We start from the raw sequence: 20,267 nt of genomic DNA on the forward strand, positions 1-20,267 counted from the left end.
CAATTATAGGGTGTATTGGGCTAATATTGTTTGCACCTCATAAATATCCACGTTTTTGTTGAAACGTTTTGAAATAGACGGGTTTTGCTCGCCCGAAATCCAAATCTTCAGTTCGGCATCCAGATCAAAACTACCTGCAGTTTCTACGCTAAATCTTGAAATGCTTTTGTAGATCACCGAAAAATATTCGGTCTTTCTGCCGGTTAGACCTTGAACATCAATAAGAATCAGGCGTTTATTAGTGAAAATAAAAGTATCTCTTATAAGCTTAAAGCCAACTTCAATAGTTTCAGAAGGGATAAGAAGTTTTGAATATTGAGTTTCCAGTACCGATTTTTCTATAGTACCAGCGTTTCCCAAAAGTGAGGAGAATATTCCCATAATGTTTTAATTTTTCATGAATAAAAAAAGGAGGGATTTTAAGCCCTCCCTGTTGATTTAAAATGCTGTATCACGGACTAACTTTCTTTTAAAGACTTCATGTCGATCACGAAACGGTATTTAACATCCGATTTTATAATGCGCTCGTATGCATTGTTGATATCCTGCATCTTAATCATTTCAATATCTGAAACAATATTGTGTTCCCCACAAAAATCCAGCATTTCCTGAGTTTCCTTAATACCGCCAATTATAGAGCCGGCAATACGCTTACGCCCTGCAATTAATCCGCCGCCATGAATGGGGTCTAAAGGTTCAATAGCGCCTACCATTACCATTGAAGCATCTCTTTTTAGCAGACCTATGTAAGGATTTGTATCGTGCCCCACAGGAATGGTATTCAAAAGAAAATCGAAGGAATTAGCATGCGCCTTCATCTGCTCGCTGTCTTTAGAAATTAACACTTCATCTGCGCCCAGTTCTTTCGCATCAGAAGTTTTTGAAGGGGAGGTGGTTATCATTACTACATGCGCACCAAGAGCGTGAGCAAATTTAACACCCATATGGCCGAGTCCGCCCAAACCAATTACACCAACTTTATCTCCTTTTTTTACTTTCCAATGTCTTAAGGGAGACCAGGTTGTTATACCTGCACATAAAAGTGGGGCAGCTGCTTTAAGATCTATATTCTCCGGTACTTTTAAAACGAATTTTTCATCAACGACCACCTTTTCAGAATATCCCCCATAGGTTTGACCGCCTAGGTGTTTATCTGGACTGTTATACGTAAAGGTGGCTCCATTCTCGCAGTATTGTTCCAGATCTTCTTTACAGGAGTTACAAGTTTGGCAGGAGTCTACCATACAACCAACTCCTACAAGGTCTCCTTCTTTGAATTTACTCACGTTGTCTCCCACACTTAGTACGCGACCAATAATTTCATGACCCGGTACTACTGGGTACTTAGAGCCTTTCCAATCATTTCTGGCGGTATGTATATCGCTGTGGCATACTCCGCAATATAAAATATCTATTTCTACGTCTTGGGTAGTAGTGTCTCTTCTTTTAATATCTAATGGAGCAAGATCTGCAGTACTAGATGTTGCAGCATATGCTTTTACTTCTGTCATAGTTTTATTTTTTTGGAGATTAAAATTAATGAAATTAGAGGGGGGAATAGGGAGGTTTGCAGACTTTAAAGGAAGTTTAACGTTCCTTGGAGACAACGGCTCATAATATGAAGTTATGAGAGATTTTACTTTAATGAGACTTCTTATTACAATGAACTTTTAAGCACGTATTTTTTATATTTATTATTTTTAACTTGTCGCAATATTATATCAATTAAGTCATCTATATTATGAGTAAAAGTCACCCTGGAATTAACACTATTTGCACCCATATTGGAGAGCTGAAGGACACTCAGTATAAAGGAGCAATTTCACCTTTGTATATGTCTACTTCTTATGCTTTTGAAGATGTTGAGGTAAAGCGATACCCGCGCTATTTCAATACTCCCAATCAAGTTGGCTTAGCAAAGAAGATAGCTGCACTAGAACATGGGGAAGCAGCTTTGATTTTTGGGAGCGGTATGGCAGCTATAAGCACTGCTTTATTGGCATTTTTGAAAAGTGGAGATCATGTGGTGCTTCAAAACACTTTATATGGAGGAACAAGTAATTTGGTTGTGGAAGAATTTGAAAAATTTGGAATAGAATATTCTTTTACCGAAGATCTAAAACCAAAAAGTTTTGTTGCTCAAATAAAAGAGAACACTAAGGTGATTTATATTGAAACCCCTTCTAACCCTTTACTTACCATTACCGATATTAAAGCGGTTGCAGAGATAGCCAAAACCCATAATTTGGTGAGTATGATAGACAACACCTTTGCTTCGCCCGTTAATCAAAACCCTATCGATTTTGGAATAGATGTGGTTATACATTCAGCAACAAAATATATGGGAGGTCATAGTGATATTCTAGCTGGTGCGGTGATAGCTTCCGAAAAACATATAGATAGCATTTTTCAGCTTGCCAAGAATTTTGGAGGAAGTCTTAGTGATTATACTGTTTGGTTGTTGGAAAGAAGTCTTAAAACGATGGGATTAAGAGTGAAAGCTCAAAATAAAAATGCTAAGAAGCTGGCAAGGTTTCTGGAAGCGCATGAGGATGTTTCTCAGGTGTATTATCCAGGATTAAAGTCGCACCCTGACTATGCTTTGGCAAAATCTCAAATGCATGGATTCGGTGGAATGCTTTCATTTGAATTAAAAGAAGGTTTAGATGCATCTCAATTTCAGAAAGAATTAAAACTGATAAAACCCTCTATGAGCTTAGCAGGAGTAGAATCTACAATTTTATCTCCAACTCTTACCTCGCATGCATTATTAACTCCTGAAGAAAGAGAGAAGCAGGGGATAAGGGATGGTTTGCTCCGTTTTTCAGTAGGAATAGAGGAAAGGGAAGATTTAAGAGCCGATATAGAACAGGCTTTAAAAGCTTTAAAAGCAAAAGAGGTGACACTATCTTAATGGAAAACCGAGTAGATTTAAGCTTCTGAAAGTTTAGGGAACCGTTAACGACTTCCTGTTCAATGAGATTTTATAAAAATTATTATTTTAAAGTTCATTTCAACGAAATGAAAAACATTTATATATGAAATTAGATATTTTGGCCATTGGTGCCCATCCGGATGATGTAGAACTAAGTTGCTCCGGGACTATTGCAAAAGAGGTTGCCAGAGGTAAAAAAGTAGGAGTATTAGATTTAACAAGAGGAGAACTGGGAACGAGAGGTTCTGCCGAAATAAGAGATAAAGAAGCTGCAGATGCTGCTAAAATTTTAGGATTAAGCATTCGGGAAAATTTGGCATTTAAGGATGGTTTCTTTCAAAATGATGAGAAACATCAAATGGAGATCATTAAGATCTTAAGAAAATATAAGCCCGAGATTGTATTTTGCAATGCCATAGATGATAGGCACATCGATCATGGAAAAGGCTCTAAGCTGGTGAGTGACGCTTGTTTTTTAAGCGGACTAATAAGAATTGAGACTGAATATGATGGCGAAGCGCAGGAAGCATGGAGGCCTAAGCATGTGTATCATTATATACAATGGAAAAACTTGCAACCCGACATTGTAGTAGATATTTCCGGATATATAGATGTTAAGATGAATGCCGTGAAAGCATATCGCACTCAATTTTATGATGAGAGTAGTAAAGAGCCGGTAACTCCTATCTCCAGCAACAACTTTTTAGACAGTATAAACTATCGTGCTAGGGATTTAGGGCGATTAATAGGAAAAGATCATGCAGAAGGTTTCAATGTAGAGCGCTATGCAGCAGTAGATTCCATATTTGATCTAATTTAATTTCATTTTTTTCTTTGTTGAATAATAGAAAAAATATACATTTGCATCCGCTAACAAATGGTGGTTGTAGCTCAGCTGGTTAGAGTGCCTGATTGTGGTTCAGGAGGTCGCCGGTTCGAACCCGGTCTTCCACCCTTTTTAAACTCCTTAGGAAACTAAGGAGTTTTTTTATGCTTTAGATTTAGATGAGATGTAGTAGGAGTGGGAGTTAAGGAATTAAAAAGGTCTTGCTCCAAGCTTCTTCTTCCATTTCAAATCTTGCACGTAAATGATTGGCGTCCGATTTTAATTTTAAATATTCAATCGTAGTTGGTATAAATTCGAGTAATGCGAAATTTAGCTTTTCAACTCTATTAATGCGAACAGGATTCTTTATAGGTTTTCCGGGTGGTAATTTACTGTTGTAATCATTTACTGCTTTTCCTTCAATTTTAGCCTTATGTCTTTCCCATTCAATACTATTGGTGTTTATTTGAAGGCTACCGCTTAAGCTTACCTGTAGTTGCTTTTCAGAATTATAAAATAGAATATTTCCCTGGGGGTTGGTGGTAATCTCCTTTACCTTATCTGATCGTTCATCGGTATAGAAAAGTAGATTTCCCTTATCGCTTATAGATCTTAAAACCAAGGTTCGTTGTCGGATCCCAGTTCTGTCTTCGGCTGTTGCCAGACTGCAAAAGCGAAAGGGGTGTCCTTTTATTTCTGAGGCATCTTTCAATTCCTGCCATATTTCTTTGAAAATATCGTTCAACATAATTAAATCACTTCCTATTTTATTTCATATTCCAACCGCATGGTTATTGATGCCGTTTTCTTTTTATCCTGTGTATTATAAGCTCCGCTCCAGCTATAATCTTCACCGCTATTTTGTCCCGTTATCTGGAAAACTCCCATATTAGCGCTATGCAATTCTCCTAAAGACCCTCCGCTGTTTTCAGCAATTTTCTCGGCTCTTACCCTGGCATCTTCAGTAGCTTTCGAGATCATTTCAATTTTGAGATCGGCTATTTTAGTATAGTAATATCGGGGTGGGGTAGAATTGAATTGTACTCCGCTATTTAATAATTCAGTGATCTCACGAGATACATTTTCTATAAGTTCCACATTTGTAGATTCGATTTTCACCGATTGAACCAGCTCGTATGCCCTAAAAATGCTCCCAACGTAATTTCCATTTTGATATTGATTATCGCGCTGTTCATTTGTTTGGACTGAGTTGAAAACGATATTTTCGGGAGCAATGCCTTTTTCGCTTAAATAGCCACGAACGGTTTCTTTATCGGCATCTAGGTCTTCATAAGCTTGTTTTAAATCTGGATTAACAGCATTAAATTGTCCTTCCCATACAATAAGATCGGATGTGAAATTCTCACTTCCCGAGCCCGTGACCGAGATGGAACCTTTTGGAGTAGCTCTTTCTATGTAAGCATTTCCTAAAAAATAGGCAGCAAGTACAATAGCGATCGAAAAAATAATAGCACTTATATATTTCATGGCAGAATTTCAAATTTTATTAAAGATATAAAATTATAAAACGGCTATGCCCATATTAGTTCAAATTCTTACTTTTGCGCATGCAACAGAACGTACTTATTTTAGACTTTGGATCGCAGTATACGCAACTTATTGCAAGAAGAGTTAGAGAGCTCAATATTTACTGCGAAATTCACCCATATAACAACCCCCCAAAAGATCTTTCCGATTTTAAAGCCGTCATCCTTTCTGGAAGTCCGTTTTCGGTAAGAGGAGAAGATGCTCCTCATCCGGATCTATCTGAAATTAGAGGAAAACTGCCGTTATTAGCCGTGTGTTACGGAGCTCAGTACTTGGCTCATTTCCATGGAGGGAAAGTAGAAGCTTCAGAAACCAGGGAATATGGCCGTGCCAATCTTTCGGTTATTAAAGATGCTGAAGTTTTATTTGAGGATATCACAGAGAATTCTCAGGTTTGGATGAGCCATAGTGATACTATTAAGGAATTACCAAGTAACGGAGTAAGACTTGCGAGTACTACAGATGTATTGAATGCAGCTTACAGAATTGAAGGAGAAGAGACCTTTGCTATTCAGTTCCATCCTGAAGTATATCATTCTACCGACGGGAAACAGTTATTGGAAAATTTCCTTGTTAAAATAGCCGGTGTAGCGCAAACCTGGACTCCGGAAGCTTTCGTGGATATGACGGTAAATGAGCTTCGTGAAAAAATTGGAGACGATAAGGTTGTACTTGGATTGAGTGGAGGAGTAGATTCTTCAGTCGCGGCAGTGTTACTTCATAAAGCAATAGGAAAAAACCTGTACTGTATCTTCGTGAACAATGGTCTTTTGCGTAAAGATGAATTTGAAAGCGTATTAGATCAGTATAAACATATGGGCTTGAACGTAAAAGGAGTAGATGCTTCGGCACGCTTCTTGGAAGCTCTTGCTGGAGTTTCAGAGCCTGAGGCCAAAAGAAAGAAGATTGGAAATGCGTTTATTGAGGTGTTTGATGATGAAGCGCATTTAATTAAAGATGTAAAATATCTTGCTCAAGGAACCATTTATCCTGATGTTATTGAATCGGTTTCTGTTAACGGCGGACCTTCAGCAACTATAAAATCACATCATAACGTTGGTGGTTTGCCAGACTTTATGAAGTTGAAGATCGTGGAGCCTTTACGAATGATCTTTAAAGATGAGGTGAGAAGAGTAGGAGCTGAATTGGGGATTGCACAAGAGCTATTAGGAAGACATCCTTTTCCGGGGCCCGGCCTTGCAATTCGAATTTTGGGAGATGTAACCGCAGAAAAAGTTAGAATTCTTCAAGAGGTGGATGCTATCTTTATAAATGGGCTTAAAGAATGGAAACTTTACGATAAAGTTTGGCAAGCAGGAGCTATTTTACTGCCGGTAAACTCGGTAGGAGTAATGGGAGATGAAAGAACGTATGAAAAAGTAGTAGCTTTAAGAGCAGTAGAATCTACAGACGGAATGACGGCAGATTGGGTGAATTTACCGTACGATTTCCTTCAAAAGACATCAAATACTATAATAAATAGAGTAAAAGGCGTTAATAGAGTAGTGTACGATATAAGCTCTAAGCCGCCTGCAACTATAGAGTGGGAATAGTTTTTAAATTAAACCGGCCTTCTTAATGCTGTAGGAAGCATCCTTAAAAATAAATACATTGAAACAGATGAAATATTTAATTGTTATATGCTTGTTTTTCCAAGTGCTTTCAACAGCGGCATTTGGTCAGGCCTTTAAATACCACACAGTAGCTCCGGGAGAGAATGTTTTTAGGATCGCACAAAAATACAGTATTAGCCAGGAGGCTATCTTCAAATACAATCCAGACGCAAAGAATGGGATAGAAGTGGGGGCAAAGTTGGTAATTCCAGTAGAGGAGAAAATGGCAGATACCAATGCGCCGGTAAGTTTCCAGTCTCACAAAGTTGACAGAAAAGAAACGCTTTATAGTCTTTCTAAAGAGTATAATGTAGATATAGAGGAAATAAAGAAGTATAACAAACAACTTTATTCAAAGGAACTTCAAAAGGGTGAAATAATACAAATCCCTGTATTTGCTAATGTTGATGTGAGGGTAGAGCAACCAAAAGCTCCGGTTTCAAGTCCTAGCAGAACAGTTGTTCAAGATAAAAAGACAAGAGAGCATATAATTCTTCCGAAGGAAACCAAATATGGTATTGCCAGAAAGTATGGTATGACCGTGAAAGAACTGGAAGATTTAAATCCTACAGTAAATGTATTACAACCTGGTATCATGTTAAGAGTAGGGACAGATGTTTTGGATGAACCGGTAATAATTACTACTGATGCTTTTAGGTTTTATGAAGTACAACCACAAGAAACGCTATTTAGTTTAACCAGGAGATTTCAGGTAGAAAAAGATTCACTTATGGCTTTGAATCCTGCTCTTAAAGATGGACTTAAGTCTGGAATGATATTGAAAGTTCCTACCAAAGATGCCAGAGGAAGAGAACTTAACGATATAGCAGAAGAACCTATAGAAAGAGAAGAAGTTGACGTAATCAACGCCACTCTAGAAAATAGACTTACCAATTTCAATACTAAGAATATTGTATTGATGTTGCCTTATAATTTGAATAGCCTTAGAAAAGATTCAATTTCAAATTCTAAGGAAGTACTAGAAAAGGATCGCGTAATGAGAATCTCTTTAGATTTCTATAGCGGGGCAATGATGGCTGTTGAAAAAGCTAAGAAATTGGGAATATCAACAAATTTGAGAATTTTTGATACACAGCAGCAAGCATCGAAAGTTGCGGGGACCATCAATTCTAATAATTTTAATGATGTTGATGCGGTAATTGGACCTTTATTACAGGCGACTTCAGAAGAAGCTGCGGCAAGACTTTCAAATTTAAATGTCCCCGTAATCTCTCCTATGTCAAACAGAGAATTGAGATCTTTGCCTAACTTATATCAGGCCAGACCAAGTGATGATATGTTAAGAGACGCAATGATAACCTATCTTCAGGAACATTCTACAGGAAAAAATGTAATAATTATTGCTGATGCCTCTTCCGGTAAAATTAAAAGCATGCTGATGGATGCTTTACCACAGGCGAAAATTGTAAGTCCCGGAGCGCATAGTATTAATGAGGGAACTTTAGGAAATTCCCTGGTTAAAGGGAAAGAGAACTGGGTAATTTTAGAATCGGGAAGTGTGGCCTTACTAAGTAGTGTTACCTCGGCGCTAAATAGAATGGCTCGGGCTAACCAAATTACTTTGTTTACTACCGATAAGAATAATTCATTCGAGAGTGATGTGCTTTCAAACGAACATTTAGGCCGACTTAAATTTCATTTTCCTTCAGAATATAAGGAATTCGATGAGAGCGGAAGAGATAATTTTATAGATGCATATAAAGAAAAGTATGGCTACATTCCTAACAAATACACCGTTAGAGGATACGATCTAACTTTAGATGTGTTGTTGCGATTGGGAGCAGCGGGAAGCTTGGAAAAATCGGTTGAGGCCAATTTCCTTACTGAATATGTTGAAAATAAGTTTCTATATAAAATGAAACCAAATGGCGGATTTTATAATGATGCTGTTTACATAATGCAATACAATAACGATCTAACGTTAAGTGTTGCTAAATAAATATCTATGACATCAAAAGTTACCTATAAAGGAGATTTGCGCACAGAATGCGAACATCTACAAAGTAAGACCATAATTATTACAGATGCTCCCTTAGATAATCAGGGAAAAGGAGAAGCTTTTTCTCCTACAGATACTGTTGCTACCGCAATGGCAAGCTGTATGCTTACAATAATGGGAATTAAAGCCCGAGACATGCAAGTAGATATAACTGGAGTGTATGCTGAAGTAACCAAGCACATGAAGGCTGACCCGAGAAGGATTTCTCAAATTGATGTAGATATGTATATGAGCTCCACTCTTAATGAAAAGGAGCGTACAATTTTAGAAAATGCGGGCAGAACATGTCCTGTTATTCAAAGTATACATCCCGATATTATAAAGAACATCCGTTTTATTTATAAGTAGAAAGATGAAGAGTTTTTTCCTGTTGATTCTTATGTTGGGGAATTTAAGCATGTATGCGCAAATGGACCTAAACAAGATAGTTTGGGAAAAAGATGGCAAACTAACTTGGGAAGATTTTCAAGGAACGCCGCAAAAAGATTCAAAATTTCATGCTACCACAAATTCAGGAATAACCTATTCTTGGAAAATTTCGGCTCGTAATAATAAGATTGATCTACAATATGAAGTAATTAATTACTTTGTGGTGGATAATTCATGGGTTGTCAAAGGATCGGAATCGGAATACCTGTTAAAGCATGAACAGGCGCATTTTGACATTTCTGAGATTCATGCTCGTAATCTTCGTAAAAAACTGAAAGAAATTTCCTTAACGGGAATAGCTCCAAAAGAAGTCAGTAAACTGCTTAAGGATCTATATCAAGTTGTGGATCAGGAGCGTACAGAAATGCAGTTGAAATTTGATGAAGATACCAATCACAGTGTCAACACAGGAGTTGAAGCACGCTGGGAAAAATATATTGAATTTGAACTTAAGAAATTGGAAGCCTACAAATCTTAAAAAGAGGCTACCTCTACTTTTGCTGCTTCAAATTCTTTCAGCATATCTCTTACAATTTGAGCGGCAGGTTTAATATCATGAATCAATCCTGCAATCTGTCCAATTTCCAACTCACCTTCTACCAGATCACCTTCAAACATTCCTTTTTTGGCTCTGGCACGCCCTAATAGCGCGATAAGTTCTTCTTTAGAAGGATTGGTAGTATATAATTTTTGAATGTCCTCAAAGAACTTGTTTTTTAATAATCTTACAGGGGCGAGTTCTTTTAAAGTAAGTTGCGTATCACCCTCTTTTGCCTCTACAACCATATTCTTGAAATTTATATGAGAAGAAGCTTCTTCACAGGCAACAAATCTGGAACCCACCTGTACAGCATCTGCACCAAGAACCATAGCAGCAAGCATTCCTCTACCTGTTGCTATTCCCCCGGCAGCTATAAGCGGAATTTGCAATTGTTCTTTAACCATTGGGATAAGGGTGAAAGTTGTAGTTTCGTCTCTTCCGTTATGTCCTCCGGCTTCAAAACCCTCAGCAACAACAGCATCAACCCCTGCTTCCTGAGATTTCAAAGCAAATTTTACACTACTCACCACATGCACCACGGTTATTCCATGGTCCTGTAAATGCTTTGTCCAAATTTTTGGATTTCCTGCAGAGGTAAAAACAATCTTTACGCCTTCTTCAATAATGATCTGCATGATCTCTTCCAGGTTTGGATATAACATTGGTACGTTCACTCCAAATGGCTTAGAGGTCGCTTTCTGGCATTTTTGAATATTCTCTCTCAGGATCTCCGGATACATAGAACCGGCACCAATAATTCCCAAACCACCTTCGTTACTAACGGCACTTGCCAGACGCCAGCCACTTGCCCAGATCATTCCAGCCTGTATAATAGGGTGTTTAATATTAAAGAGCTTGGTAATTCTATTGGTCATATTTTAATTTTTTCTATGAAATAACTCCTGAGCCTAATAATTCGTCTTCCTGGTACCAGGCTACGAACTGTCCTTCTGCAATAGCGGATTGCGGATTTTCAAACTCAACGTACATTCCATGTTCAGTTTGATATAAGGTGGCAGGTTCTAAAGCTTGACGGTAACGTATTCTCGCCATTACCTTCATTTCTTCTCCCGATTGAAGTGCAAGATCGGTGCGTACCCAATGAATTTCATCTTGCGCCACTATAAGTGCTCTGCGGTAAAGTCCTGGGTGAGCCTTTCCTTGTCCGGTATATATTATATTGTCGTTAACATCGGTTTCTATTACAAATAAAGGTTCCGGAGTTCCGCCTACACCTAAGCCTTTACGTTGCCCTTTCGTAAAATAATGCGCACCTTGATGTTGTCCCACAACTTTTCCATCATTTAATTCATAGGTGAATTTCTTAGAGAGATGCGTAAGTTCTTCTAATTTAGAATTGAAGGAGGGAGTTTCATTAAGATAAAAACCTTTATCAGCTTCAATTTCTACAATTACTCCTTCTTTCGGCTTTAATTTTTGTTGAAGAAAATCTGGTAATCTAACTTTTCCTATAAAACAGAGTCCTTGAGAATCTTTTTTATTGGCGGTAATTAAATTTTGCTCGGCAGCAATTGCACGAACTTCCGATTTTTGTAATTCACCAATAGGGAAAAGAGTTTTAGATAGTTGTTCCTGGGTTAACTGACATAGAAAATAAGACTGATCTTTATTGTCATCTTTTCCTGCTAGTAACTGATAGATGGTTTTCCCGCCTTTTTCAAGTTCTCCTTTACGGCAATAGTGTCCTGTAGCAACATAGTCGGCTTCTAAAGAAAGAGCGATCTTCATAAAAACATCAAACTTTATTTCCCGGTTGCAAAGTACATCAGGATTTGGGGTTCTGCCTTTTTCATACTCGCGGAACATATAATCTACAATACGCTCTTTGTATTGTTCGCTAAGGTCTACTGTTTGAAATGGAATGCCCAATTTCTCGGCAACCATCATGGCGTCGTTGCTGTCGTCCAGCCAAGGACATTCGTCGGAGATAGTAACAGTATCATCATGCCAGTTCTTCATGAACAAGCCTATTACTTCATATCCCTGTTGTTGTAATAAATATGCGGTTACGCTAGAATCTACACCTCCCGATAAACCAACTACTACTTTTTTCATAATTCTTCCTTCCGTCTAAATAGCATAGCTATTTCATTATATTTTGAAATGGTCGCTAAGCCGGGTGCAAAATTACGAAATAAAATAGGGTGGTAAAAACCACCCTATATATACTTTAAGCTCTAATTGAAAATTATCTCTTTTCAAATACCACTGTACTTCCTGGTAATGCTACAGGAGAGAATGTGAAAGAACCATCTCCATTAAATTCTACTTTTCCTGTTTGAGCTCCAATTCCTTCAAACGGAATAACAAATTTGTAGGTTGAATCTCCTTCGTTACTCCAAACACTAGAATCGGAATCTTCTAATTCGCAAGATCCATCAGACTCTGCGTAGAATTCAGAATTGGCAGATTTGTCAGCCATAAAGTTGATGAAAGACTCTTTATTACACTCGCTTAGAGTGAATGCTCCATTGGCGTTCAATTCAGAAACATACCATACTCCCAAGATTGGGTCATTCTCTTCAGAAACATTATCATCATCATTGCTACATGCTGCTAATACAGCGATACTAAAAAATAATACTAAATACTTTTTCATGGTTAATTATTAAGATTTGGTTTGTAAATATAAGGAAACCTAAATGTTTTGAACTGCAGTTTTGGAAAGCTTTAACCAATATCAATTCAAAACTTTCGGATCCCCAAAATTTAGAACTCCTTTAAATATAAAATATTGTTTAGGTAAATTAAAAAGCCCGATCTAATAGAACGGGCTTTTTAAAAAATTAATTGGGAACCTATTTTTTAGCGTTTTTCTGCTGTTCAGCTTGTTCCATCATTTCCTGCATTTTCTTGGCGAACTTACCTTGTTTACGAGGCTTTTTCTTGTTCTCCTGAATTTTTGCATGAATTTTATCTTCATCAACTATTACATATTTAATTACGAGCATGATACCAATAGTAATCAGGTTCGAGATAAAATAGTATAGAGATAATCCACTCGCGTAGTTGTTGAAGAAGAACAACATCATTAATGGAGACAGATACATAATAAATTTCATGTTAGGCATTCCCGGCTGCTGATTTTGCTGCATGGTTTGCCCTGTTGTCATCATCATATAAACAAAGATAGCAATAGAGGCTAGGATAGGGAATAAACTTACGTGGTCACCATAGAAAGGAATTTTAAATGGTAATTCAGCAATAGTATCATAACTGGATAAATCATCTGCCCACAAAAATCCTTTTTGGCGTAACTGGAATGCACTTGGGAAAAATTGGAAAAGGGCATAGAACACAGGAATTTGCATTAGCGCTGGTAAACATCCACTTAACGGCCTGGCACCTGCTTTACTTTGCAACTTCATAGTTTCCTGCTGCTTTTTCATTGGGTTATCCTTGTACTTCTCGTTGATCTCGTTCATTTCAGGACGAAGAATCTTCATTTTTGCCTGCGCTAAATAAGATTTATAAGTAACGGGAGATAGAACAATTCTAACAATAATTGTCATTACGATAATAGCAATACCATAACTAGGTAGGAAACTAGCAAGAAAAGCGAAGAAAGGAATAAAGATGAATTTATTGATCCATCCAAAAATTCCCCATCCTAACGGTACTACTTCATCTAGGTTACGGTCGTAATCATTTAATATTTTATAATCTGTTGGTCCGTAGTACCAGTTCATATTATAATTCAATTCCCCACCTTTCAATTCTAAAGGCATCGAAGCAGCAAAATCTTTGGTGTAAAGTGTATCTACATCCTCGTCTTGCACCAAATTCTTAGAAATGAATTTTGCGGAGGTAAAAGGAGTGTCAGTAAGTAAAATAGAGCTAAAGAAGTGCTGTTTAAAAGCAATCCAGGTCACATCTTCAGCTTCATCATCTTTTAAATCACCTTGACCTAGGTAATCGTCTTCGCCACCGTCATATTCCCATGAAAGTTCTGTATATCGGTTTTCATAAGAAATACTTTTTGAATGGCGGTAACCTTTCAATTTCCAGTCAAGATTTACCGGCTCCGAGCTACTAATCACTCGGTTTAAACCTTGGGAACGAATACTGAAATCAAGCATATATTCGCCTGGTTTCAATACATATCTATATTCCAGAAATTCAGTTTCCGACACCTTTAATTTCATAGAAAGTACTTGATTTTCCCCACTCCTTGTTACGTTAGGTTGAAAGTACATGTTCTCGGTATTTAAAACTCGCCCATCATTTGTGGTGAATCTTAAATTGAAGGAAGCGTTTCCGTCTTTTATGATATAAACGGGAATTGAATCGAAAGTCTTAAACTGAGTAAGTCTAGCCTCTGAGATATATCCCCCCTTATTTTCTAATTTAAGCTCAAGAACATCGTTAGAAATGGTAGTAGTTTTCCCTGAAGCAGCATCTAAAGTGGCTGAATATCCAAAAGCACCTAGGTTTTTTTTGGCTTCGGCAATAGCTGTAGAATCGGTAAGTGCATTTTGTGAAGGGGCTTCCTGAGTATTAGTATCAACAGGCGTTGATTCTACTTGTTCTATATTGTCTTTTGGTTCCTCTTTATTATTGTCGTCAAAAGAGTTGTTGTACAACATCCATAATAGGATTCCACCAATTAGAAAAAATCCGATAAGGGATTGGACGTCAAATTTTTTTTCTTCCATATTTTGATATAAATGAACTACGTGTCGTAGAGATATTGTTTAATTAGGCAAAAAAACGACCATTTATTGTTTTTGTGTCAATTTGGCATTGTTTTTTTCTTTCGAATAAGTTACCGCTGCTTTAATGAACGCCACAAATAACGGATGTGGATTTGCTACAGTACTCTTATATTCTGGGTGATATTGTACCCCTACATACCAAGGATGATTCTCCAGTTCTACAATTTCTACAAGGCCGGTATCCGGATTGATCCCGGTACTTTTTAGACCGGCTTTTTCCATTTCGGTCTTGTATTTGTTGTTGTATTCATAGCGATGGCGATGTCTTTCTGTAATAGTATCAGTTTTGTAAACCTCTCTTACAATAGAATTCTCTTCCAATTTACATTCCCACGCTCCCAGACGCATAGTACCTCCCAAATGGGTGATATTCTTTTGCTCTTCCATAATATCGATTACAGGATGATTGGTTTGAGGATCCATCTCGGTGGAATTTGCATTTTTAAGTTGCAGTACATTTCGAGCAAACTCTATCACGGCCATTTGCATTCCAAGACATATACCGAAGAAGGGAATTTTGTTTTCACGAGCATATCTAACTGCATCGATCTTACCTTCTATTCCTCTTTCCCCAAAACCTGGGGCAACTAAAACTCCATCCAAATGCGCAATTTTATTTTGAATGGTGTTTTCATTTATAAATTCAGAATGAATGCTCTCGACAATTACTTTTACTTCATTTTCTGCACCCGCATGGATAAAAGCTTCCAATATAGATTTGTAGGAATCCTGAAGCTCTACATATTTCCCTATCAACCCTATGCGAACTTCATATTTAGGGTTTTTATGGCGTTGCAGGAATTGATTCCACTGTTTAAGATCGGGTATAGTGTTGTCTGGAAGGATGAGTTTTTTAAGAACAACAGTATCTAAACCTTCTTCCAGCATTAAATTTGGCACATCGTAAATGGTTGATGCATCTATGGACTGTATAACGGCTTCCTGACGAACATTACAAAAAATGGCAAGTTTTCGTCGAATATCATCAGATAATTCATGCTCTGTTCTACAAACCAAAATATCTGCTTTAATACCACTTTCCATTAAGGTCTTAACACTATGCTGAGTAGGTTTTGTTTTTAACTCCCCGGCTGCGGCTAGATATGGCACTAGAGTTAAGTGGATAACTAAAGCATTATCGTCCCCCAATTCCCATTTCAACTGTCGTACAGCTTCTATATATGGTAAGGATTCTATATCACCTACCGTTCCACCAATTTCGGTGATAACTATATCGTATTCACCACTTTTTCCAAGTATTTGGATGCGCTCCTTAATTTCATTGGTAATGTGCGGAACGACTTGTACTGTTTTTCCTAAGAATTCTCCTCGACGCTCTTTTTCTATAACACTCTGGTAAATTCTACCTGTGGTAACATTATTAGCCTGAGAAGTATTTACGTTTAAAAATCGCTCGTAATGTCCCAGATCTAAATCTGTCTCTGCACCATCTTCTGTAACATAGCATTCTCCATGCTCGTAAGGATTAAGCGTTCCTGGGTCTACATTTATGTAAGGATCTAATTTCTGAATAGTGGTTTTAAACCCACGGGCTTGTAGTAATTTTGCCAGAGAGGCAGCTATAATACCTTTTCCTAAGGAAGAAGATACGCCACCGGTAACAAAAATATACTTGGTTTCGGCCATTTTAAAAGTGTTTGTTGCGTTGTTTTATTCAGGGCGCTAAATTACAAAGAAGAATATAAAAACACCTTCAATTTTAAACCTAATATTTTGAACTAGAAAAGATTGAAATTAAAAACGGAAATGCTTAGTACTTAGGGTATTTCATGCGAATACTACGAAGAATATGTTCCATGCCATTCACCTTTAATTCGGTCACTTGTGCCAGCTGTTCACCTAATTTTCCTTCAGGAAAACCTTTTTGGCGGTACCATATCAAATAATATTCAGGTATTTCAGAAAGGTATCTGTCCTTATATTTTCCAAAGTACATTTTGGCGTGAGCAAGTGCTATTAAAGCTTTTGGATCTGGTAGTAATTCCATTGGAGGGAAGGCAGGTTATATGCTGGAAATTATGGGTTAGGCTTAAAAAAAGCTATTTAGAGCATTTAATTTATCTATAGAAAGAGGCTTTATAACATATTCTACCACGCAAGGATAATCTCTCGCCTTTTCAAGGTCCAGATCGCTTGTACTGGAAGTTAGAATAACAATTTTATGATTAAGATTAAGTTTTTTCACTTCATCTAAGAATTCCCATCCTGTCATCTCTGGCATATTAAGGTCTAAAAATATAAAAGATTCTTTACTATTTTTTACGTTTTCCAAAGCTTCTAAAGGGTTGGTAAAATCTATAATAGGAATTTCTATACCCTTTAAACTCAGCAATTTCTTGGTGATGAAATTGGTGATGGGTTGATCGTCTATTAGTAAAATTGAATTCATTACTCTGCGGCTTTTAGTTGGGCCAATTCATTAGTTGCCATTTGTATAACTTCTTGTAAAACTTTATCCATCTCTTCGGCAGAGCTTGTTATTTTTGGGATAATATCAAATCGCATTTCTTTGTCATCTATAAAATCAAATAATTGAATTAGTCCTTGAATTCGTGATAAAGGCTCTCTAACATTATGCGCATTCATTGCTGAAATTTGCAAGAGTTTTTTGTTTTTATCAACAATTTCCCTTGTTCTGGCTTCAATAACCTGTTGCTGATTTGTTACTATTTTCTGTATCTCCTCATTCTTCTCCTGAATAGTATATAAGGCATCCGAGAGCGATTTGTTTTTTTTGTCCAGCTGAATTGCCAGATATATTTCATGGAACTTCGCCTCGAAGCAGTCTACGGCCAGTTTCAAAATATCAACATCCCCAATGGCGAAGGGTTTGTTTTCATCGGTTATCAAAGTTACAATAACGCTGCGGCTGTTTTTATTAAGTAACCAGCCCCACATTTCCGGATTTTTAAAATTCTTGCTGGAAGGATTTGCAATTAGATATTTCTCAGGAAGCTCAGAGGTTTTAAATGGAATGCCATTTTGAAGCAGCTCAAACTCATGCTGAAGTAATTCATCTTCTGAAATCAATTGCTCACGAGCTTCATTTCCGTGAATGCTGTAAACAAAAAAACGATCGTCCTGTTGAATGGATAATCGGATGATATGAAAATTAAGTAGATACTTTAAATGAGATTTGGAAATTTCTCCAACCTCATTTAAAGTTTTACATCTATTTATTGCATTCGCAAATTTTGAATAAGCTTCGTAAGTTATTCGATAGAGTTGAGATTGATTTTTTGTGATGGGGCTCATCTAAAAAACTCAGATTAATCTAAAGTTTCCAAAAGCTCATTATCAATTTTTATTCCCGATACATCAGCAATGGTATTTAGCATATTAACAAGATCGGCCTGAGCCATTAGTTCCTGAATTTCTTTACGGCTAAACCCGGCGTCTTCTAATTCTTTAAAATCTTTATCGGTAATTTCATTATGATTCAATGCTGCTTTTGTAATCACGGTTACTGCGGTTCTGTAACTTACCGGCATAGAAGGGGAATTCATGCTTTCAGTAGCTTTAAAACCTTCTTCTTCACTAATCATAGCACTCATACTATCCGCAAAAATACCATGGGCGTGAGAGCAGTAGTTACAACCTCTTTCTTTTGAGACATTATAAATGATCAATTGTTTCAAAACATTGGGGACTTCACCTTCCATCAACGTGTTTTTAAGTTTAGACCAGTTTCCTTTGAGTAATGTAGCATTATCTCCCTGACATTTAAACCAGTTTAGAACAAAGGGTAGTTGTAGGGTTTTTTTAGTGTCATCGTAAATTGTTTGCACTTCAGGTGTAGCATCGTCATAGGAAACCATAGGGAATCTGGTAGTTGTATCCATCATATTATAAAGGGTGTTTGGGACTGAGTTTGTTTATCAACTTGTAATATACAAGTTTTGACTTACAAAATAAATACTTTTTTAAAGATGCGTTTCTAATTTTAACTCAGTTTTTTCAATACTACTATAAGATCTTGCTATTATTTCATAAAATTAAATTTTGAAAAGGTTAATTTTGATCCCAGAATAAAAAGAAATGAAATATCGTTTTCAATTACGGGTCACTCCCGAGGCAGCGTCTAAGAAAGAATGGCTTTTAAGAGAAGTTTCACGAAATTCAGATATTCCAAAAGCTGATATTTCACATGTGGAAATCGTAAAAAGATCCATAGATGCCAGACAAAAGGCTGTTAAAGTGAATCTACAGGTTGACGTGTATGTAAAGGAGAATTTTAAGTCCGAACCTATTGAACTTCCTATTTATCGAAATGTAGCTACAGAAGAAGAAATCTTTATAATAGGGGCAGGGCCAGCTGGTTTGTTTGCGGCTTTGCGATGCATAGAATTAGGTAAAAAGCCGGTGCTAATTGAAAGAGGAAAAGATGTTAGAACCCGTAGAAGAGACCTAAAAGCCTTGAATATAGAGCATATTGTAAATGAAGATTCTAATTATTGCTTTGGAGAGGGCGGTGCCGGAACTTACAGTGATGGGAAACTCTATACACGATCTAAGAAGAGGGGGGATGTAAACAGGATACTTAAATTACTAGTAGCCTTCGGGGCAACCAGGGAGATATTAGTGGATGCTCATCCTCATATTGGTACTAATAAACTGCCTGCTATTATAGCAAGTATCCGTGAAAAAATAATAGAATACGGAGGAGAAGTACTATTTGAAACCCGTGTGACAGATATTTTGATTGAAAACAATCAAATTGCAGGTATTAAAACCTTAAAAGGGGAGCTTTTTAAAACTAAAAATATTATTCTGGCCACTGGCCATTCTGCCAGAGATATATTTGAACTCTTACATAACAAGAATGTTAAAATTGAAGCAAAGCCTTTTGCTCTAGGTGTTAGAGTAGAACACCCCCAACAATTGATAGATAAAATTCAATATAAATGTGATGATAGGGGGGATTTTCTACCTCCATCTCCATATAGTATTGTAAAACAAATAAATGGGAGGGGGATGTATTCCTTTTGTATGTGCCCGGGAGGAGTTATAGCACCCTGCGCCACGAGCCCCGGGGAAGTTGTAACCAATGGTTGGTCACCTAGCAAACGAGATCAAGGCACTGCAAATTCGGGAATTGTGGTGGAGCTTCGACTTCCCGATTTTCAGCAATATGGTAGTTCGCCTCTAGCCGGAATGTATTTTCAGAAAAGCATAGAGCAAACTGCGTGGAGAATAGGGGGAGAAACCCAGAGAGTTCCCGCCCAACGTTTGATGGATTTTACCCAGGGTAAGATCTCTGCCAATTTACCTGAGACTTCTTATAAGCCTGGTGTAACCTCTGCCGATCTTAAAGAGGTATTTCCAAGGTTTATTCATAACACACTTCAACAAGGATTCAAAGAATTTGGCAAGACAATGCATGGATATTTAACGAATGAAGCCGTGGTTCACGCTCCCGAATCTCGAACCTCGTCTCCTGTAAGAATTCCAAGAGATCCAAAAACCTTGGAGCACATTCAAATTAAAGGCTTATTTCCTTGTGGAGAAGGTGCCGGTTATGCCGGTGGAATAATTTCAGCAGCTATTGATGGTGAAAAATGTATAGAGAGTTGCGTGGCATTATTATCATAAATGAGC

20 protein-coding genes and 1 tRNA gene are annotated in these 20,267 nt (G+C 37.3%); 8 read left to right on the forward strand and 13 right to left on the reverse strand.

The features are described 5' to 3' along the window. Positions 1 to 3: 3 nt before the first annotated feature. Together L1I30_RS06275 and L1I30_RS06280 are read right to left on the reverse strand one after the other, a co-directional pair. A complete protein-coding gene (locus L1I30_RS06275) occupies positions 4 to 381 on the reverse strand; it encodes a PH domain-containing protein (protein WP_236133412.1) in 378 nt (125 codons plus the stop codon). Between the two features lie 77 nt (positions 382 to 458). Continuing rightward, positions 459 to 1,511, reverse strand: a complete 1,053-nt coding sequence (locus L1I30_RS06280; RefSeq protein WP_236133413.1) for an NAD(P)-dependent alcohol dehydrogenase — start codon at positions 1,509 to 1,511, stop codon at positions 459 to 461. 230 nt (positions 1,512 to 1,741) lie between these two features. On the opposite strand from L1I30_RS06280, the gene L1I30_RS06285 reads away from it, so the two are divergent. From L1I30_RS06285 to L1I30_RS06295, 3 genes are all read left to right on the forward strand, one after another. After that, the gene (locus L1I30_RS06285) at positions 1,742 to 2,914 is read left to right on the forward strand and encodes a trans-sulfuration enzyme family protein (RefSeq protein ID WP_236133414.1); all 1,173 of its coding nucleotides are present in this window, start codon (positions 1,742 to 1,744) and stop codon (positions 2,912 to 2,914) included. 124 nt (positions 2,915 to 3,038) lie between these two features. Beyond that, positions 3,039 to 3,755 (forward strand): bacillithiol biosynthesis deacetylase BshB1, encoded by a 717-nt coding sequence (gene bshB1 / locus L1I30_RS06290; protein WP_236133415.1) that lies wholly within the window; start codon positions 3,039 to 3,041, stop codon positions 3,753 to 3,755. 59 nt (positions 3,756 to 3,814) lie between these two features. Beyond that, a tRNA-His gene (locus L1I30_RS06295) sits at positions 3,815 to 3,890 on the forward strand. A gap of 73 nt (positions 3,891 to 3,963) precedes the next feature. Here L1I30_RS06295 and L1I30_RS06300 read toward each other — a convergent pair. Both L1I30_RS06300 and L1I30_RS06305 read right to left on the reverse strand, forming a co-directional pair. Continuing rightward, positions 3,964 to 4,509, reverse strand: coding sequence for a pyridoxamine 5'-phosphate oxidase family protein (locus tag L1I30_RS06300; protein ID WP_236133416.1), 546 nt, complete (start codon positions 4,507 to 4,509; stop codon positions 3,964 to 3,966). Positions 4,510 to 4,523: 14 nt separating this feature from the next. After that, positions 4,524 to 5,249 carry an SIMPL domain-containing protein gene (locus L1I30_RS06305; protein ID WP_236133417.1) on the reverse strand — a complete coding sequence of 242 codons (726 nt, stop codon included), beginning with the start codon at positions 5,247 to 5,249 and terminating at the stop codon, positions 4,524 to 4,526. An 80-nt stretch (positions 5,250 to 5,329) separates the two neighbouring features. On the opposite strand from L1I30_RS06305, the gene guaA reads away from it, so the two are divergent. The 4 genes from guaA to L1I30_RS06325 all read left to right on the forward strand — a co-directional run bounded on the left by guaA (position 5,330) and on the right by L1I30_RS06325 (position 9,849). Beyond that, on the forward strand, positions 5,330 to 6,862 hold the full coding sequence (guaA, locus tag L1I30_RS06310; protein ID WP_236133418.1) for a glutamine-hydrolyzing GMP synthase: 1,533 nt from the start codon (positions 5,330 to 5,332) through the stop codon (positions 6,860 to 6,862). A gap of 67 nt (positions 6,863 to 6,929) precedes the next feature. Beyond that, positions 6,930 to 8,882, forward strand: coding sequence for a LysM peptidoglycan-binding domain-containing protein (locus L1I30_RS06315; protein ID WP_236133419.1), 1,953 nt, complete (start codon positions 6,930 to 6,932; stop codon positions 8,880 to 8,882). Between the two features lie 6 nt (positions 8,883 to 8,888). After that, positions 8,889 to 9,290 carry an OsmC family protein gene (locus L1I30_RS06320; RefSeq protein WP_236133420.1) on the forward strand — a complete coding sequence of 134 codons (402 nt, stop codon included), beginning with the start codon at positions 8,889 to 8,891 and terminating at the stop codon, positions 9,288 to 9,290. A gap of 4 nt (positions 9,291 to 9,294) precedes the next feature. Next, positions 9,295 to 9,849 carry a DUF922 domain-containing protein gene (locus L1I30_RS06325; protein WP_236133421.1) on the forward strand — a complete coding sequence of 185 codons (555 nt, stop codon included), beginning with the start codon at positions 9,295 to 9,297 and terminating at the stop codon, positions 9,847 to 9,849. On the opposite strand, the gene L1I30_RS06330 is transcribed toward L1I30_RS06325, so the two are convergent. From L1I30_RS06330 to L1I30_RS06370, 9 genes are all read right to left on the reverse strand, one after another. Next, positions 9,846 to 10,787 carry an NAD(P)H-dependent flavin oxidoreductase gene (locus L1I30_RS06330; RefSeq protein ID WP_236133422.1) on the reverse strand — a complete coding sequence of 314 codons (942 nt, stop codon included), beginning with the start codon at positions 10,785 to 10,787 and terminating at the stop codon, positions 9,846 to 9,848. The two genes, L1I30_RS06325 and L1I30_RS06330, sit on opposite strands and share 4 nt — an antisense overlap. Positions 10,788 to 10,800: 13 nt before the next feature. Continuing rightward, a complete protein-coding gene (gene mnmA / locus L1I30_RS06335; RefSeq protein ID WP_236133423.1) occupies positions 10,801 to 11,988 on the reverse strand; it encodes a tRNA 2-thiouridine(34) synthase MnmA in 1,188 nt (395 codons plus the stop codon). Positions 11,989 to 12,121: 133 nt separating this feature from the next. Then, complete coding sequence (locus tag L1I30_RS06340; RefSeq protein WP_236133424.1) at positions 12,122 to 12,532, reverse strand: lipocalin family protein; 411 nt, start codon at positions 12,530 to 12,532, stop codon at positions 12,122 to 12,124. A 199-nt stretch (positions 12,533 to 12,731) separates the two neighbouring features. Further along, entirely contained in the window at positions 12,732 to 14,588 is a 1,857-nt protein-coding gene (yidC, locus tag L1I30_RS06345; RefSeq protein ID WP_236133425.1) for a membrane protein insertase YidC, read from the reverse strand. A 63-nt stretch (positions 14,589 to 14,651) separates the two neighbouring features. Next, positions 14,652 to 16,295, reverse strand: a complete 1,644-nt coding sequence (pyrG, locus tag L1I30_RS06350) for a CTP synthase (protein ID WP_236133426.1) — start codon at positions 16,293 to 16,295, stop codon at positions 14,652 to 14,654. A gap of 124 nt (positions 16,296 to 16,419) precedes the next feature. Continuing rightward, positions 16,420 to 16,656 (reverse strand): DUF3820 family protein, encoded by a 237-nt coding sequence (locus L1I30_RS06355; protein WP_236133427.1) that lies wholly within the window; start codon positions 16,654 to 16,656, stop codon positions 16,420 to 16,422. 42 nt (positions 16,657 to 16,698) lie between these two features. Beyond that, positions 16,699 to 17,058: a response regulator gene (locus L1I30_RS06360; RefSeq protein ID WP_236133428.1), complete on the reverse strand. Its 360-nt coding sequence runs from the start codon at positions 17,056 to 17,058 to the stop codon at positions 16,699 to 16,701. Beyond that, a complete protein-coding gene (locus L1I30_RS06365) occupies positions 17,058 to 17,924 on the reverse strand; it encodes a histidine kinase (RefSeq protein WP_236133429.1) in 867 nt (288 codons plus the stop codon). Before L1I30_RS06365 ends, L1I30_RS06360 begins: the two co-directional genes overlap by 1 nt. Before the next feature lie 14 nt (positions 17,925 to 17,938). Beyond that, a complete protein-coding gene (locus L1I30_RS06370) occupies positions 17,939 to 18,514 on the reverse strand; it encodes a carboxymuconolactone decarboxylase family protein (protein WP_236133430.1) in 576 nt (191 codons plus the stop codon). Between the two features lie 193 nt (positions 18,515 to 18,707). Here L1I30_RS06370 and L1I30_RS06375 point away from each other — a divergent pair, with 193 nt between their 5' ends. Next, on the forward strand, positions 18,708 to 20,261 hold the full coding sequence (locus tag L1I30_RS06375; RefSeq protein ID WP_236133431.1) for an NAD(P)/FAD-dependent oxidoreductase: 1,554 nt from the start codon (positions 18,708 to 18,710) through the stop codon (positions 20,259 to 20,261). Positions 20,262 to 20,267: the final 6 nt, after the last annotated feature.

Source organism: Gillisia lutea (assembly GCF_021568705.1).
Lineage (GTDB): Bacteria > Bacteroidota > Bacteroidia > Flavobacteriales > Flavobacteriaceae > Gillisia > Gillisia lutea.

Coding starts and splice junctions, on each gene's coding strand:
- L1I30_RS06325 (WP_236133421.1), top strand. CDS start 9,295: ATGAAGAGTTTTTTCCTGTTGATTCTTATGTTGGGGAATTTAAGCATG.
- L1I30_RS06305 (WP_236133417.1), bottom strand. CDS start 5,249: ATGAAATATATAAGTGCTATTATTTTTTCGATCGCTATTGTACTTGCT.
- L1I30_RS06365 (WP_236133429.1), bottom strand. CDS start 17,924: ATGAGCCCCATCACAAAAAATCAATCTCAACTCTATCGAATAACTTAC.
- L1I30_RS06375 (WP_236133431.1), top strand. CDS start 18,708: ATGAAATATCGTTTTCAATTACGGGTCACTCCCGAGGCAGCGTCTAAG.
- L1I30_RS06280 (WP_236133413.1), bottom strand. CDS start 1,511: ATGACAGAAGTAAAAGCATATGCTGCAACATCTAGTACTGCAGATCTT.
- L1I30_RS06330 (WP_236133422.1), bottom strand. CDS start 10,787: ATGACCAATAGAATTACCAAGCTCTTTAATATTAAACACCCTATTATA.
- pyrG (WP_236133426.1), bottom strand. CDS start 16,295: ATGGCCGAAACCAAGTATATTTTTGTTACCGGTGGCGTATCTTCTTCC.
- L1I30_RS06340 (WP_236133424.1), bottom strand. CDS start 12,532: ATGAAAAAGTATTTAGTATTATTTTTTAGTATCGCTGTATTAGCAGCA.
- mnmA (WP_236133423.1), bottom strand. CDS start 11,988: ATGAAAAAAGTAGTAGTTGGTTTATCGGGAGGTGTAGATTCTAGCGTA.
- L1I30_RS06360 (WP_236133428.1), bottom strand. CDS start 17,058: ATGAATTCAATTTTACTAATAGACGATCAACCCATCACCAATTTCATC.
- L1I30_RS06300 (WP_236133416.1), bottom strand. CDS start 4,509: ATGTTGAACGATATTTTCAAAGAAATATGGCAGGAATTGAAAGATGCC.
- guaA (WP_236133418.1), top strand. CDS start 5,330: ATGCAACAGAACGTACTTATTTTAGACTTTGGATCGCAGTATACGCAA.
- L1I30_RS06285 (WP_236133414.1), top strand. CDS start 1,742: ATGAGTAAAAGTCACCCTGGAATTAACACTATTTGCACCCATATTGGA.
- L1I30_RS06315 (WP_236133419.1), top strand. CDS start 6,930: ATGAAATATTTAATTGTTATATGCTTGTTTTTCCAAGTGCTTTCAACA.
- bshB1 (WP_236133415.1), top strand. CDS start 3,039: ATGAAATTAGATATTTTGGCCATTGGTGCCCATCCGGATGATGTAGAA.
- L1I30_RS06275 (WP_236133412.1), bottom strand. CDS start 381: ATGGGAATATTCTCCTCACTTTTGGGAAACGCTGGTACTATAGAAAAA.
- L1I30_RS06355 (WP_236133427.1), bottom strand. CDS start 16,656: ATGGAATTACTACCAGATCCAAAAGCTTTAATAGCACTTGCTCACGCC.
- L1I30_RS06320 (WP_236133420.1), top strand. CDS start 8,889: ATGACATCAAAAGTTACCTATAAAGGAGATTTGCGCACAGAATGCGAA.
- L1I30_RS06370 (WP_236133430.1), bottom strand. CDS start 18,514: ATGATGGATACAACTACCAGATTCCCTATGGTTTCCTATGACGATGCT.
- yidC (WP_236133425.1), bottom strand. CDS start 14,588: ATGGAAGAAAAAAAATTTGACGTCCAATCCCTTATCGGATTTTTTCTA.